This window comes from Shewanella sp. FJAT-51649 (assembly GCF_019457435.1).
In the GTDB taxonomy this organism is placed as follows: Bacteria; Pseudomonadota; Gammaproteobacteria; order Enterobacterales; family Shewanellaceae; genus Shewanella; species Shewanella mangrovisoli.
In genome coordinates this window covers 2211698-2226288 of sequence record NZ_CP080411.1, presented here as the reverse complement: position 1 = coordinate 2226288, position 14591 = coordinate 2211698, and the positions used below count along the sequence as shown (strand labels likewise).

At 48.6% G+C, this 14591-nt stretch carries 13 protein-coding genes; 2 read left to right on the top strand and 11 right to left on the bottom strand.

Features of this window, described 5'->3' with window-relative positions; translation table 11 throughout:
• Positions 1–26: 26 nt before the first annotated feature.
• On the bottom strand, positions 27–314 hold the full coding sequence (gene rplY / locus K0H59_RS09995; RefSeq protein WP_011622605.1) for a 50S ribosomal protein L25: 288 nt from the start codon (positions 312–314) through the stop codon (positions 27–29).
• Between the two features lie 312 nt (positions 315–626).
• On the opposite strand from rplY, the gene K0H59_RS09990 reads away from it, so the two are divergent.
• Positions 627–1061 carry a hypothetical protein gene (locus K0H59_RS09990; protein ID WP_220055419.1) on the top strand — a complete coding sequence of 145 codons (435 nt, stop codon included), beginning with the start codon at positions 627–629 and terminating at the stop codon, positions 1059–1061.
• On the opposite strand, the gene K0H59_RS09985 is transcribed toward K0H59_RS09990, so the two are convergent.
• The 10 genes from K0H59_RS09985 to K0H59_RS09940 all read right to left on the bottom strand — a co-directional run bounded on the left by K0H59_RS09985 (position 1012) and on the right by K0H59_RS09940 (position 13102).
• Positions 1012–1560, bottom strand: a complete 549-nt coding sequence (locus tag K0H59_RS09985; protein WP_011622603.1) for a DUF882 domain-containing protein — start codon at positions 1558–1560, stop codon at positions 1012–1014. The two genes, K0H59_RS09990 and K0H59_RS09985, sit on opposite strands and share 50 nt — an antisense overlap.
• 123 nt (positions 1561–1683) lie before the next feature.
• Positions 1684–3336: a murein L,D-transpeptidase gene (locus K0H59_RS09980; protein WP_220055589.1), complete on the bottom strand. Its 1653-nt coding sequence runs from the start codon at positions 3334–3336 to the stop codon at positions 1684–1686.
• 201 nt (positions 3337–3537) lie between these two features.
• The gene (mdoH, locus tag K0H59_RS09975; protein WP_220055418.1) at positions 3538–5721 is read right to left on the bottom strand and encodes a glucans biosynthesis glucosyltransferase MdoH; all 2184 of its coding nucleotides are present in this window, start codon (positions 5719–5721) and stop codon (positions 3538–3540) included.
• Between the two features lie 23 nt (positions 5722–5744).
• Positions 5745–7382 carry a glucan biosynthesis protein G gene (locus tag K0H59_RS09970; RefSeq protein ID WP_220055417.1) on the bottom strand — a complete coding sequence of 546 codons (1638 nt, stop codon included), beginning with the start codon at positions 7380–7382 and terminating at the stop codon, positions 5745–5747.
• Positions 7383–7789: 407 nt separating this feature from the next.
• Positions 7790–9184, bottom strand: a complete 1395-nt coding sequence (locus K0H59_RS09965; protein ID WP_220055416.1) for an ATP-binding protein — start codon at positions 9182–9184, stop codon at positions 7790–7792.
• A 115-nt stretch (positions 9185–9299) separates the two neighbouring features.
• Positions 9300–9959: a response regulator transcription factor gene (locus tag K0H59_RS09960; RefSeq protein WP_011716887.1), complete on the bottom strand. Its 660-nt coding sequence runs from the start codon at positions 9957–9959 to the stop codon at positions 9300–9302.
• Between the two features lie 10 nt (positions 9960–9969).
• Positions 9970–10872 carry an FAD:protein FMN transferase gene (locus K0H59_RS09955; protein WP_220055415.1) on the bottom strand — a complete coding sequence of 301 codons (903 nt, stop codon included), beginning with the start codon at positions 10870–10872 and terminating at the stop codon, positions 9970–9972.
• A gap of 97 nt (positions 10873–10969) precedes the next feature.
• On the bottom strand, positions 10970–12316 hold the full coding sequence (locus K0H59_RS09950) for a DUF3570 domain-containing protein (protein ID WP_220055414.1): 1347 nt from the start codon (positions 12314–12316) through the stop codon (positions 10970–10972).
• Between the two features lie 93 nt (positions 12317–12409).
• On the bottom strand, positions 12410–12631 hold the full coding sequence (locus K0H59_RS09945) for a DUF4266 domain-containing protein (protein ID WP_011716884.1): 222 nt from the start codon (positions 12629–12631) through the stop codon (positions 12410–12412).
• Between the two features lie 3 nt (positions 12632–12634).
• Positions 12635–13102, bottom strand: coding sequence for a TlpA disulfide reductase family protein (locus K0H59_RS09940; RefSeq protein ID WP_220055413.1), 468 nt, complete (start codon positions 13100–13102; stop codon positions 12635–12637).
• 349 nt (positions 13103–13451) lie between these two features.
• On the opposite strand from K0H59_RS09940, the gene hyaA reads away from it, so the two are divergent.
• Entirely contained in the window at positions 13452–14588 is a 1137-nt protein-coding gene (hyaA, locus tag K0H59_RS09935; protein WP_220055412.1) for a nickel-dependent hydrogenase small subunit, read from the top strand.
• The last annotated feature ends 3 nt before the right edge of the window (positions 14589–14591 follow it).

Sequence of the window (14591 nt, the reverse complement as noted above, 5' to 3'; positions counted from 1 at the left end):
GGCGCTTTTTTGCTTCAATCACGCGATTAAGCGTAAACGAAGTCAACGTGCTCGATCATTGGCTTGAACGCGTGACGTTGCATAGCTTGTGCACGGACACCTACTTCTTTGCCATCTAAAACGATAGTCACAACAGAAGTGTAGAAGTCTTCGTTAGTTTGAATGTTGATGATGTCTTTGTGATCAAAAACAATAGAAACTGGCTCTTTGCCTGCGCCGTAGATAACAGCAGGAACTTTACCTGCATGACGTAGGCGGCGGCTCGAACCTTTCCCTATTTCAGTGCGGGTTTGTGCTTGGATAGTGTAAGACATGTGTTTCTCACTTAAATTTAGAGTAAAAACCGTCACCATTTTCGACCAATGGTGACTCATATAAAGCGCGCGCATACTAACACAGTTATTCGGCAGGTACAAGAACAGCCCCACTCTTAAACCTGAATGATACCGAGCGGCTATCGTTATAAATCACAAAGAGTATTTATTGAATTGGAAAACTTGTTTGTAGCCTGTTACATAGCCGAAGCGGCTTTGATCTGAATCAAAAAACACGCGATCTTGATCACACTTAAGCCCGTCTATGCCTGCTAAGCTCGGGCAAATTTTGTCACTTCAGTCTTGTCAAACATGCGTCACGAGCTGTATTTATTGCAACAAGAAAATCATCTTTCATGCCAATTAGCCCGTGAACTCGTCTCACTTATCGAAACTGTACCCTATCAACAGACCACAATCGAATTGAAACTGTTAGAGCTGCTCGCCTGCACTCAACAAAAAAATCGCAGTTTGCTGATGTTGATGCAGCTTTGTGAATCATCCGCCGTTGAAGGCCAACGACTCAGGCAATTTAAGTTTTCACAGTGCCTCAATCAGCATGTGAACGACTGGCAACAACATCGGGAAATGAACAAGCTTGGGCAACTCTTTTTGCCGCTGTTAAAACATTATTTGCAGGATATTCAAGCACTCGAGCTGCAGTTTTATCAGCAGCTCTCAGTGCAAAACGATAAGACTACCAGTGGCGGACTGGGCCACAGTCAACATGCACAAAGCCCGACTTAGGGTAATAACCTACCCCACCTAATTTAAGCGATAACGCCGCATCACGAAGGGTCTTTAGGTTCACGCCTGGGATAGCGATGTCCATTGCCATGCCTTGCATATGATAACTTTTCTTTGCCACCCCACTGCTCTTACCCGCCAACATGGCGTTAGTCTTAGGCGAACGATAGCCTGAAATCACATGGATTTCGTTCTCGGTATTGAGGGTGCTCTTAAGGGTGTAAAGCAGATCGAATAAGCGTTTATCCATGGGCGCCGCCACATTTTGGCGATGGTCCCGCAGCAAATGACTAAAATCATTCAACACTTCGCTCTGATAATGGCCGTCAATCCAATAACTACCATTGTTATGCTCGCCCGTATGGCGATTATAGAGGCTGAGATCGCGAACCCCTTTAGTCGACCGACTTGCAAACGCTTTAGAAGGAATTAAAGAACACAATGCCACACCACTGAGGCCTAACAACAACTGCCTACGGGCAGGACAAAGTAACGTCACATCATCACCTTTTGTTCGTTTTTTGGACACTAAAACCGCAAATTATACTGAATCGCCATTCAGATCAAGCCTTGACTGGCTCGCAAGATTTCAGATTTCAAAATCTCTTAAAAGTTCAGGTCGTTATAGAATGTAAAAAATTGCTGCAGGTACCGCCTGGGTAAACTCAGCCTCTAGCTGATAAATATCATTGCGATATTGAATTTGCCCAGCATCATCAAGCCATGCTGTCCAATAAACCGTGTAAACCGGCATGGTATCTGACAACGCAAACCATTGGGATTGAGTGGTATTAGGCGCTAATTTGTCCCAAAGACGCGTATCTTTAACTAAGTGAGTCTGAAACCAGCGGGCCAGCTCCTCGACCTTTTCAACCCGAATGCAACCCGATGATAAGGCCCTATCGGTCTTTTTAAAGAGACTTGGCTCAGAAGTTCCGTGCAAATACACGCTAAAACTGTTGTCGAAATGAAATTTATATCGACCTAAGGCGTTTTTCGCCCCAGGGCGCTGCACTAAGCGATAGGGAAAATGGCTGGATGCCAACTCTTGCCACTCCTGCGGCGAATGTTCGACTTGCGCGCCGTCATAGTCGTAGACATCAAACCCACGATCCTGCAGGTAATGACCATCCTGACGTATATGGGGCAAGATATCGCGCCGGACAATGGTGCGTGGCACTCGCCACTGAGGATTGAGCACCACGCTGGAGATATGACTACTTAACAGTGGTGTAGGCCGCGATGCTTTGCCTACTATTACTTTTGAATTAAGAATGACCTTCCCCGCTTCGACGAATTGCAGCTCAAATGCTGGGATGTTTATCATCAGATAACTTGCAGGTAAGGTGCGCGTAAAAATCTGCTGCCTAAGGGTATTTTTGGCCAACAGCTGTGCCCGAGCATAGGGAGATTGATTTAGCCAATACAGGGTCTGCTTACCTATCACCCCATCCGCCTGTAAACCATGCAGGGTTTGAAAGGCTTTGATAGCGCTAACCAGCGCATCATCATAACGCAGGGGGTTGTTAACAGTTGCAACCAGCTTCGACTGTGCGACTGCTCCGGCAGGAGTTGTTGCGTCTGGTGAAATGGTGTCTGGCTTAATGACTGGCTCAGATCCTAGTTCAGATACTGGCTCGGAAGCTGTGCTAGGCATATTTTCTAGAAAACCTAATAGGAAAAGTCGCTGCGCAATCGGCGCGATGAGCGGACTCTCTTGTCCTGGACTGAGCTTATCTTCGAGGATGAGTGTATCCCACGTAGAGGATTCCGCTAACGCCATTAATTGCTTCAGCTTGAGGACCACAGCGCGAAAATACGCATCCTTTGGTAGCAGTGTTGCCGATGAGCATGGCGTCATGCATTCAGCTTGGGCATCAAGATACTGCCAATAGTTATCCAGTTGTAGCTGCATTTGCTGAAGCTTCACCTGCTCCTCATTATCCAGCGCCCTCTGCCGCCACTGGATCAATTGCTGATAATTGGCGCTAAAAACTGGGCTCACATCGGCAAGACTCAAGAGTAAGGTTTGCCCTAGGATTTGCTCAACTGCAGTGTCAGGGTCGGCGACTTCAGAGGAAAGTGCATCAGCTAGCAGCTCACCAGTTTGTGGTTCAACACTTAAAGGTGCAGTGACTGGAGGTTCAGCAGCATAGGATTCAATGACCACAAGCGAAAGTCCCATCAGCAATGTGCTAAGTGGCCAGCGCTTAACTGAACTCCAACTGCGATTTCGTTTGGTAGGATTTGGCGTTAATCGACTCACAGGCATCATAAACATCCCCTGTAATTGCAGATACTGAGCTGATATACCGCGAATGTTGACATCAACACTCAATTCACCAGTGATCTGTATTCACTATAGCTGAAGCCGTTAACGAAATGCAGGCAGCAAAGGGATAAAACAAAAATGCCACTGATAGGCATCTGTGGCATTTCATCGAGTTAGCGAAATAACGCTAGGTTGAAGTTCGCACTAGCAGAAAGACACTAAGTCTTCCGGCACAAACTGCTCTGGCAGTTTTTGTAAACTTCGCAGCATCAGCGGATTAGCCAGCACCAGCGCCATCTCCTGACGGTTAAATAACGCCAAGGCACTCTGTTGGCACTGCGCTTCATGCACTTTTACGTGCACAATAGCTTCAACCGGTTCAATGGGTGTACCCGCCGCACGCAGTGGCTGCTTATCAACCATAGCTAAATGCAGTTCCATTAACGCTGGATCTTTTAACACTTGCGCTAATGTCCAAGGCTGCTCGATATGCGCCTGATAAGCGGCACGTGCCTCTTGAGCACGAATACAGATAGGCGCAGGATTACGCTCCTCCGGCGTGGCCAAAATGCCAATGCGTTTAAAGAACTCACCAATTTTGATTGACCCCGTCCACGCCGAAATCGGCACGGCTAACCACAGACCAATCAAGGCTGGGCTCATCCACGCGAGCAATGTCAAAGAGTCCAAAATGGCCGCATAACCTAACATCACGCCCGCCAGCATATGCCAGCGGTGGCGATAGATCAGGGTTAACCAAGGCATGCTGCCATCGTCGCGGCGCTGTGGAGACCAACCACTGTCACGTCCCATCAGAATCGACATCACCGCACCGCAGTGGATGAACATCATGATAGGTGCGATCAGTGCAGAGAGGATTACCTCAAATATCACGCTTAAAATCGCTTTGATGCGACCACCGACACTGCGGGCAAAATTGCCATCTTTTAGCAGCAATAATACGCCGAAAATCTTAGGTCCAAACAACACGCCCATGGTGATATAGAACAATCTCAATGCCCTATCCGAGTCCATGATTGGCCATGTCGGGAACAGCGAGAATTGGTCGGTAAAATACTCAGGACGAATAAAGTGTGCCTGCAACGCGAGCATCAAACCGGTCAAAATCAATAACAACCAGAATGGCGATGACAGATACGCCATAATGCCCGTCATTAAGTGCAAACGGCTAACCCAGTGCAAGCCTTTGGTTGGCAGAATACGGGAATGCTGTAAGTTACCTTGACACCAACGGCGATCGCGCACGGCTAAATCGACAATCGATGGCGGACATTCTTCATAAGAGCCAGGTAAGTCGTAGGCAATCACCACACTCCAGCCCGCACGGCGAATAAGCGCCGCTTCGACGAAGTCATGGCTTAGGATATGACCACCAAATGGCGGCTTACCCTTAAGGTTTGGCAGACCTGCTGCGCCCATAAAGGCTTCGGTACGAATAATAGCGTTATGGCCCCAGAAGTTACCTTCTTTTTGTACCCACCAACCTAGACCCGTACCAATCACAGGACCATAAATACGTGCCGCAAACTGTTGCAGACGCGCCATTAGAGTGGTGCCATTGATCAGTGATGGAATGGTTTGGATAAGTCCGGCGTCAGGATCAGCCTGCATACGTTGTGCTAAGCCCGTGATGGTAGATGACTCCATCAAGCTATCGGCATCGAGCACCAGTAAGTGATCGTAACGGGAACCCCAACGGCGGCAGAAATCCGCCACGTTACCCGCTTTACGCGCCACGTTCTTACGACGGCGGCGGTAATACACGCGAGAATGTTTGTGGGTTTCTTGGCGCAGCACTAAAAACGCCTGCTCTTCTAACAGGGCGATTTCAGGATCTGTGGTATCACTTAATATAAACCAATCAAACGCATGGCCATGTCCCGTTTGCGACAAGGCTTCCGCCATCACAGATACCGCAGAGAACACCCTATCAGGCGACTCGTTATAGGTGGGCATCAAAATCGCGGTGCGGGTATGTAACTCAGTCTGGTCAAGCTCGTTTGGCTTGGGCTTTTTCAGCAACATGAAGAAGCCTGCGATACCACTACAAAACGCTAAGGCAATCCAGCAGAAGTTAATCGCAAACAGTACCAACATCAGATATTCGAGGGGAGTGATCCCGCCGATACTGAATACTGCGCCCATTTCGTAGATAGCAAACGCAGACAGTGCCAGTGCGCCGCCTACGACAAAAAATCGACGGGATACCTTCGAGCGCACGCCGTTAGCCACTGTGCTACGGCGTGGGAAGCCTTCAGGCATTTTGCTTAAGCTTTGGGGTTCCATCGCGCCAGGCCTTTCATTAGGCATGGCGCTACCACCCACGAGCACTTCAGTCTCAAGAACCGAATTCTCGGATACAGTCATATTATGTTGCTCCGTCATGGACCTTAAAGCGTCCAGCGATAGAGCCAGGTTTCAACCTGACGCGGTGTTGAGAACTTGAGTTCGGCACGTAATTCGATAAGTTCCTTATCTTCTGGCTCCAACTCAAACGCGAGGCGATAACCATTGTTAGCCGCGTTACGCGCAATAACCACATTTGAAATCACCCCACCGGAAGACTCAACCTTCGCGAGTGGTAATTCATCGGGCATGGCGCCGTTAAGATGATAATCCACGACAAACAAACGTCTTGGGGTCGCTTTTGCGATGTCGGCACGACCACTGGCAGTACGACTCACCACGACAGAATTGGTTTTCGCCGCTGGTTCCTCGCCCCAACTCATACGGTAAGCAAAATGATACTCGCTGCCCGCAGGAATAGGCTGACGCGGCTTCCAGAAGCTCACGATGTTATCATGAATTTCTGATTCTGTTGGAATTTCTGTCAGAACGACCGCACCTTGTCCCCAGTTACCCACAGGTTCAATCCATAAACTTGGACGACGCTCGTAGTGGGCTTCGAGATCTTGATAAGAAGCGTAATTGCGTTCACGTTGAATTAAACCAAAGCCCTGTGGCGAGTTGTCGGCAAACGCGCTCACCTGTAATTGGCGAGGGTTAGCCAGAGGGCGCCATAGGTGCTCACCACGGCCGTTAAACATTAACAAACCGTCTGAATCGTGAACTTCAGGTCTAAAGTCGTCGGTATCGTGGCGGCCATTAAGTGAATGTAAAAACATGCTAGTGCTAGGAGCTAGACCGACTTTGCTGAGTTCGACGCGAGGGAATAAGGTCGCTTCGACGTCGATCTGGGTGTTGTCACCAGGACGCACAGAGAAGCGATACGCGCCCGCAACACTTGGGCTATCCAGCAGTGCATGCACCACGATCAGGTTGCTGTCGTAGGAAGGACGTTCAACCCAAAATGCACGGAAAATAGGGAACTCTTCCCCTTCTGGATCGGCGGTTTTTAATGCCAAACCACGGGCAGATAAGCCATAGGAGTTACCTTTACCTAAGGCACGGAAATAACTCGCGCCTTGGAACACCATCAGCTCGTCATACACACCGTTGGTGTTTAACTGGTTATGAATGCGAAAGCCTGAGTAACCAATGTCATCATTTGGCAATGCTTGGCTGATAACTTCACCGGCAGTGAAATACTTAGGCTCGTAGGCTAAGTGAGTCGATTGGTTAGCTTCAACGATGGCAATTTCGATCAAATCTTGGAAATAGAAGCCACGGTGAAACATTTGCATTTGAAATGGTAAACCTTGATCGCGCCAAATGGACGAAATCGGGTTAAAGCGAATGTCGCGGTATTCATCGTAGGTTAACTTGGCGAGGCCTGCTGGCAGCGGATCCTTTAGCGCCACATAGGGCTTAGAAGCCAGCTTACGCGCCAGTTTCATTACAGAATCGCCATCAAAGGTGCCCGTTTTTGTAAATCTCACTTGATTTTTGTTCGCCGGCTGAGCCGTCGCCTTAGGTGGACTCACCACAGGTGTGGCGGGTTTGTTTTCAGCAGGCTTTGTCTCTTCAGCAAATGCCGTGCTCGACAGCGCAAATGCTGCGCTAAGCGCCAGTGAGCAAATGAGTGAAGAAGAAGGTTTAAACGATTGGCAACGCAACAAGCTAACCATAGGATAGGTAACCTAAAAATAAACTAAGAAATCAACGTTTTTTGTCTGCACAGTGAAATTTTTTTACCGCGGTTTGATGGTAAAAAAACACAGGCTGTTACATATCGCGAAAGATATCAGAAGGAGTAAAAAACTCATAAATAAAGATGCAGTTAACTCCTTTTGCACGATACTATTTAGCAATATACTTATACCAATAAAGAATATCAAATTCGAATTAACATACGGATTTGATCTTTAAAAGTAACATATGTGAGTAAAGTGCTATCTAGTTCGCATTATAGAAACAAAATCAGCCTCTTTTGCAAACTGACTGCTGACAATAATCTTAGGTGATGCCTGCCAATACGCGAGCCTATTGCAACAAAATTTATTGCATCAAGCGCGTACCAACAAAACAAACGATACTATTGAGGTAATAAAAGGGTAACCACTAAACCGCCATTTTCGCGGGGCGTTATCGTCAATTGCCCTTGGTGCAAATCAATAATGTGGTGGCAGATGGAAAGCCCGAGTCCCGCACCTATCCCCTCATTCTCATTGACGCGGTAAAAGCGTTCCGTCGCGCTGGCAATTTGCTCATGGGTCATGCCCTGACCACGGTCGGCGATGTTGATCTCTACATAAGCGTCAGTTAGCGCTGCACTAATGCAAATTTGCGTTTCAGCAGGACTGTATTTACAGGCATTTTCGATGATATTTTTCAGCACGATCAACAGGTAAAAGCGATCGCAGTTGAGCGTTAATGCTGCGTCTACTTCGATATTCCATTCATAGTCGGTGATCAGCGGCATTAGCTGGTTCAGCGCATCCTCCACCATCGGCAATAACGGATGAGGCTGCACATTCAATTCGGCAATCGAATCGACCCGCGCAAGCAGTAAGAGCTGCTCCACTGTATGACTCATATGCTTCACACCCGCATCGATGGCGGCGAGGTGGATGCGCTCCGCATCCCCCTCTCCCACTAAGCCTTCTAAACCCTGTTGATGTAACTTAATCACGGATAAGGGGGTTTTTAACTCATGGGCCGCATCGGCACTAAAGCGGCGTTCCCGCGCAATAAAATGCGCAATGCTGCTGATATATTGATTTAGCGCGCGGCGCACGGGCACAAGTTCCTTTGGGAGTGACATAGTGAGCGGCGTGAGATCGTTAGGCGAGCGCGCCATTAACTCGCGCTCGAAGGACTTCAACGGACGGAACAAGATGTAAAACAGCAAGCTGACGATAAGTAAGGTTAAGGGCACCACGATCAGCGGTACTATCACGGCATTATGCATAATCTGTGAGACCAGCTCTTGGCGCACTTCGTCCTGCTGGGCAGTAACTATCCAGACTTTGTGTTTGACCGAAAAAAAGCTGAACACATGCCAGAGCTCCCCTTCGAACACTTTTTTGCTGTAGCCTTGGACAAACTTAGTGATGGGTTGGCGGCCAATATTGTCTGAAAAGACCAGTGCTTGCCCCGCCTCACTCCAGATCTGGAAGGCGAGTTTATGCTCATAGGCAAGCTTTAACGCATCGGCTTTTTCGGCAAAGGTGCTCACTTGACTGTCGGGCACATGGAGAACTTGCGGCAACTCTTGCGGCGCTTTGAAAGCTTCCTCGTCGTGATAGAACAGTTCAAGCATTTTCGCGCTTTGCAGCATCTGCGCATCAAATAACTCTTCGATTTGATGCTTAGAATCTCGGGTGCTGAACCAGCTTGAAATGCCCACGGAAACTGAAATCCCCGAGAGCATCAGCAAGGTTAATAACAAACGTAATGAGTACACATCCAGCACCTTGAGTCGATTCACCCTGTGGTCCCCGTCGTTTATGGTGAGAGTAGACATGCCTAAAAGGCAGTTACTAAATACCGATAAACGCCGAGTTTGTCACTTAAATCCTTGCGCGAGTGTCAATTTTAATGGGTTAATTGACTTCGGTTAGGGTGTAGCCAATGCCGCGTACCGTCTTAATTAAGTCGTTGGCTAATTTTTTACGTAAATGGTGGATATGAACCTCAATCGAGTTGCTGCCGACCTCATCCCAACCGTAGGTTAACTGCTCTAACTGATTACGGGTCAATACACGACCTGCGGATTGTGCCAGTTCCAGCAATAGCTGAAATTCCCGGCGTGACAGAGGCACATTTTGATCGCGAAAACTCACTTCGCGGGTGTTGAGGTCGATACTTAACGCGCCAATATTCAAGCTGTTATTATCTAAACCATATTGCCGACGGACGATCGCCCGAATACGCGCGGCTAACTCGCGCACATCGAAGGGTTTACCTAAATAATCATCGGCGCCGATATCGAGGCACTCGAGTTTGGTATCAAAATCCGTGTTGGCCGTGAGCACAATTGTTGGGATCGAAACGCCTTCGGCGCGCCACGCTTTGAGTAGCTCCTTACCATTACCGTCGGGTAAGCCTAAATCGAGCACTATGGCGCTAAAGGTCTCATTCTTAATGCCCACCAATGCTTGCTGATAGCTACTTAGGTGATCGACCTGCATCCCCATTTTTGCAAGGCTTAAGCAAATCCCTTGGGCTAATAACTCGTTGTCTTCCACTAACATGATACGCATTGATAATGCCCTATCGAAAAATACTACACTGAACCGATTGCTCGGCTAAAAAGGCTTCGGCCTGCTCACCCTGTAACATGGCCATGGTGGCCAACATGCCCGCAGTGACACAGTTTGGCCCGAGTACCGTCACCGAGCGCGGTGCCCCGCTCACTGGATAGCCTGTACGCGGATCGACAATATGCCCATAACGTTTACCCTCGACCTCAATAAACCGCCGAGTATCACCACTGGTCGCTAAGGCGCCTTGGGTGATGGCAAGCACTTTAGCGGCATGGTCAAGCTGGTGTGGATCTTCAATCCCCACTTGCCAAGGCACAGCATTGGCCACCGGACAGGCGATATCACCGCCAAAATTAACCAATACCGAAATCCCCGCATAGGACTCGGCAAGCTCATAGGCGACCCTGTCGACCGCATATTCTTTGGCGATACCGCCAACATCGAGCTGCATGCCTTGGGGCATCAGCAACTCTTGGGAATTAAACTCAATACGCGTAAATCCCACTAAGGCTCGCGCAGCCTCAATATCCGCTTTGGCGGGCATCTTGGCGTCCTGCGTAAAACGCCACACTTGCATTAACGGGCAGGCCGAAATATCAAATAGCCCGTCACTTAACTCAAAGCATTGTTTCGCAAAAGCCAACAGTTGCCAGGTTTCTTCATCGATTGACTGACGTTTGCCATCAGCATGATTCAAACGCCATAGATAATTGCCTTCAATAAAACGGCTGTACTTTTGCTCGATTCTTCGCGCCTCACGGGCCGCCATATCGAGCATATCGTAGGCGATATCTTCATCATGGCTGGCAATCAATAGCTCACAGGGACTCGCCATGGCCCTAAACTCGCCCAAAAACCCCCAATCACGGCGCACGAGTCGATAAGGCGCATTAGGGGAAACTGCTGGCATCTTCGTATCCTTATTCTGTACTTCGCGTAACGCTCAATATGGGCAACACGCCCCATATTGATGCGCTTTGTTTGCGGCTCAGTAACAGAGTATACCTTTAAAATGAATAACTAAACTGCGCCGTTATCGCCTTTTGGGTTGGGAACAAGTCGTAGTTTTGCAGCTCACCCGGGATCGTTGTGCCATTGTTTTTCGGATCCTGTTGGTAATATTCCAAGCGATACGTCATCTCATGGCCGCCTGACAGACGGTGGCCAAACTTAACCCCAATGGTATAAGCACTCATATCACCAATGCGGTAATCCGCACTGGCAAACTCGGGTAGCGGCGTATCGGCAAGCAGGAACGGCTGATAGAAATTCACCGCCGACTGTTGGTAATAACGTAAGTGCAATTGCCCGTAGAAACTGCCACTAAAGTAATAGCGGTAGTGGGTTTCTAAGGTGTGCGAAGTCAAATCCCAATCGTCGGTGCTATAGCGGTAGGAAAAGTCCACAACACCTGAATCGAGTGCGCCTTTGGTCATCACATAAAAGCTGTGTTTCAGGCGCGAATCGGGGCGATTCTCGTAGACTATGTCCTCAGTGGTGCCGTTATTATCCACCACGCTCAACACTTTGTAGGGATCGGTTAAATAGCCGCTGACACTGGATAATCCATAGTTTGCTTGCAATAACCAACGCTGGTTCAATATTTGGGTAATACCTAACATCAAATCGACGGTTTGTTTATCATCGCTGCTCGTTTGGCGAGTCGCATCGAATGCCGCGCGATAGGCTTCATCCGTGGTAAAGTTATCGCGGATCGCCATAGAGGATAAGGCCACCGGTCTGCCACCCACGGGATCAACCACATCGAAGCTGTAAGACGTCCCTAAAAACAGCGTGGTGTTGTCCTTGTTAAAGCCACGCTCAAGCCCTGCATTCACGCCCATCGACATATAGTCGAATTCCTTAGAGCCATAGACGCCGCCGTTGACTTTCCAATCGGAATTAAGCACCTGTGACCAGTTAGCACTGCCCTGTACTCGAGTATCGTGGAAGGTATCATCAAGCGGTGTCTCACCCGCCGCCACTTTATACTGGCCATTACCGGAAGGACGAGTAAAGGTTTGGCTGTCGCTTTGGGCAACCGCGCCTGAAGCCGAAGCACCGGTTAAACTGTCGACCACTAGTTTTAAATCCAACACACTATCGTCGCCAAAGTTTTTTTGCGCCGTACCAATGGCTTCGATTGCCTGCACCCTGTCTTGCTCACCGTAATACATGAGCGCGGCATCGACTTTCCAATCATCGGCATTTTTTGCAAGCTCAGTGGCGTCGCCATTAGCGACAAACAAGCCACAACTGGCTAAAGCCAAGGCGCTGGCAATGTGCTTGGTCTGCGGTTTAGCTTGGATAACTTGTGGGGCTATTGAGTCTAACTTATTGTTATTATTTGTCATGGCTGACAACACCTTTATGTCACTGAAGCTTATTTAGACTAAAAACCTAATAAAAACGAAAATCTATGGCACAACCTGTTCAAGCAATACTGGCTAGTTACAGCCACAACCGCCGCCCGCGAACGCACGGCCGCCGCTGCTGCCTTCCTTACTAAAATAGATATGATCGTCTAATGCTTGGTCTAACTTTTCGCTATCGAGCGCCATATCGGCGCGGGCGAATTGCCCCTTTTCCCACGGCTGCACCCCTAAGCTTGAGCAACCAGTTAACCCCACTATCATCAACGAAACGGCAATCAAGGCGATTTTACGCATACACTACTCCTTCAACAGACTGATGAGTTCTTGCTCATAATCGGCGGCATTGTCTTGGTAAAAGCCCACATGGCTTTTAACTAAAACGCCTTGGCGATTGAACATAAAGCTGCTGGGCATCCCCAATAAATCAAAGCTTCGTGCCACATCTCCCTCGGGGTTAAAACGCACATTAAAGGTTGCAGGAACCTGCTTTAAAAATTCATCGGCAAGCGCCTTATCGGTGTCGAGGTTAATCGCCACCACGGCTAAACCTTGATCACGGTACTTTTGTGCCATCGCATTCATCCAAGGAAATGACTTACGGCATGGCCCGCACCAAGAGGCCCAAAAATCCACATAGACCACTTTGCCCTTAAACTCGGTTAAGGAAACCGCTTGGTTTTGCGCATCGAAAACTTGGTGATCGAGCGACGGAGCGGCATAGGCTCCCACACTGAATAATCCGAGTAACAACAAGAGTTTTTTCATACGTCTTCCACCCATCACAATTGCGTTTGAATCTATTAACTGAATCTTAAGGTTTTCTTAAACTGTAGAAGAATAAATTAAGTCTGTTGTTCCACTTATTCCTACGACATCAATTGATTACAAAGTGAACTCTAACGGAAAAAATGTTAAAAGTGCGACATTTTGTCTCATTAGCAAATTCGAAATTAGATCTGCGTCATGTTAATTAAATGTCAAAATCAGTTTCATCACATCTCTTGAAAATTCTTGATATGCATCAAGAATTATCAATCGCCTAGGGCCTAAACTTGCTATGTCAATTATGTAAACCCTTACCAATTTACATTTAAATAACAAAAAAGGTTGACCCATGGACACACATGCAGCCCTCTATGAACAGGGAAAGGCGCGCTTAGATGCGTTGCGCCAACTCGCTCCCCGTCAACAGCTCTCTCTTGTCGAAAAAATGCAACAACATGGCATCACCCGTCGTGATTTCATGAAATGGAGCGCCATGGTGACAGGCATGCTTGCCCTGCCGTTGCCATTTAGTAATTTAGTCGCCGAAGCCGCCGAGCTGGCCGACCGTGTACCCTTAATCTGGTTACATATGGCCGAGTGTACTGGCTGCTCTGAGTCCTTAGTCCGCGCCGATACGCCGAACTTAGATTCGCTGATCTTCGATCATATCTCGTTGGAATATCACGAAACCTTAATGGCCGCCGCGGGTTGGCAAGCAGAGGAAAACCTCGAGCATGCCCTCGAAACCTACAAAGGCCGTTATCTACTGGCCGTTGAAGGTGCAGTTCCAACCGCCAATAACGGCAGCTTCTTAACCGTGGGCTGTAAAGGTCATACGGGCTTAGAAATCATCAAGCATGCCGCCGCTGGCGCTGCCGCGATTATTTCAGTGGGCACCTGCGCCTCCTTCGGTGGTGTGCAAGCCGCCTACCCCAATCCCACAGGAGCCAAGGGTGTACACGAAGTGGTGAGCAAGCCGGTGATCAACTTAGGCGGCTGTCCACCGAGTGAGAAAAACATCGTCGGCACTCTGATGTATTTCATCATGTTCGGCAAATTGCCTGCGCTGGATATGTTCAATCGTCCTAAATGGGCTTATGGCGCACGGGTGCACGATAACTGTGAACGTCGCGGCCGCTTCGATGCCGGTGAATTCGTTGAAGAGTTTGGCGATCACGGCGCAAAAGAGGGCTACTGCCTCTACAAAGTAGGTTGTAAAGGACCTTATACCTATAACAACTGCCCCACAGAGCGCTTTAACCATCACACCAGCTGGCCAGTGTTAGCAGGCCACGGTTGTATGGGCTGCTCAGAACCTAACTTCTGGGATGATATGGCCGATTTTGAAAAACCCCTTGGTCGTCAACTCCTCCATGGATTGGATGCGACCGCAGACACCGTCGGTGCGGTGATTTTAGGCGCGACTGTCGTCGGCATTGGAGCCCACGCCGTTGCCAGTATTTTTGCCAAGCCGCTGGAGGAATAACCC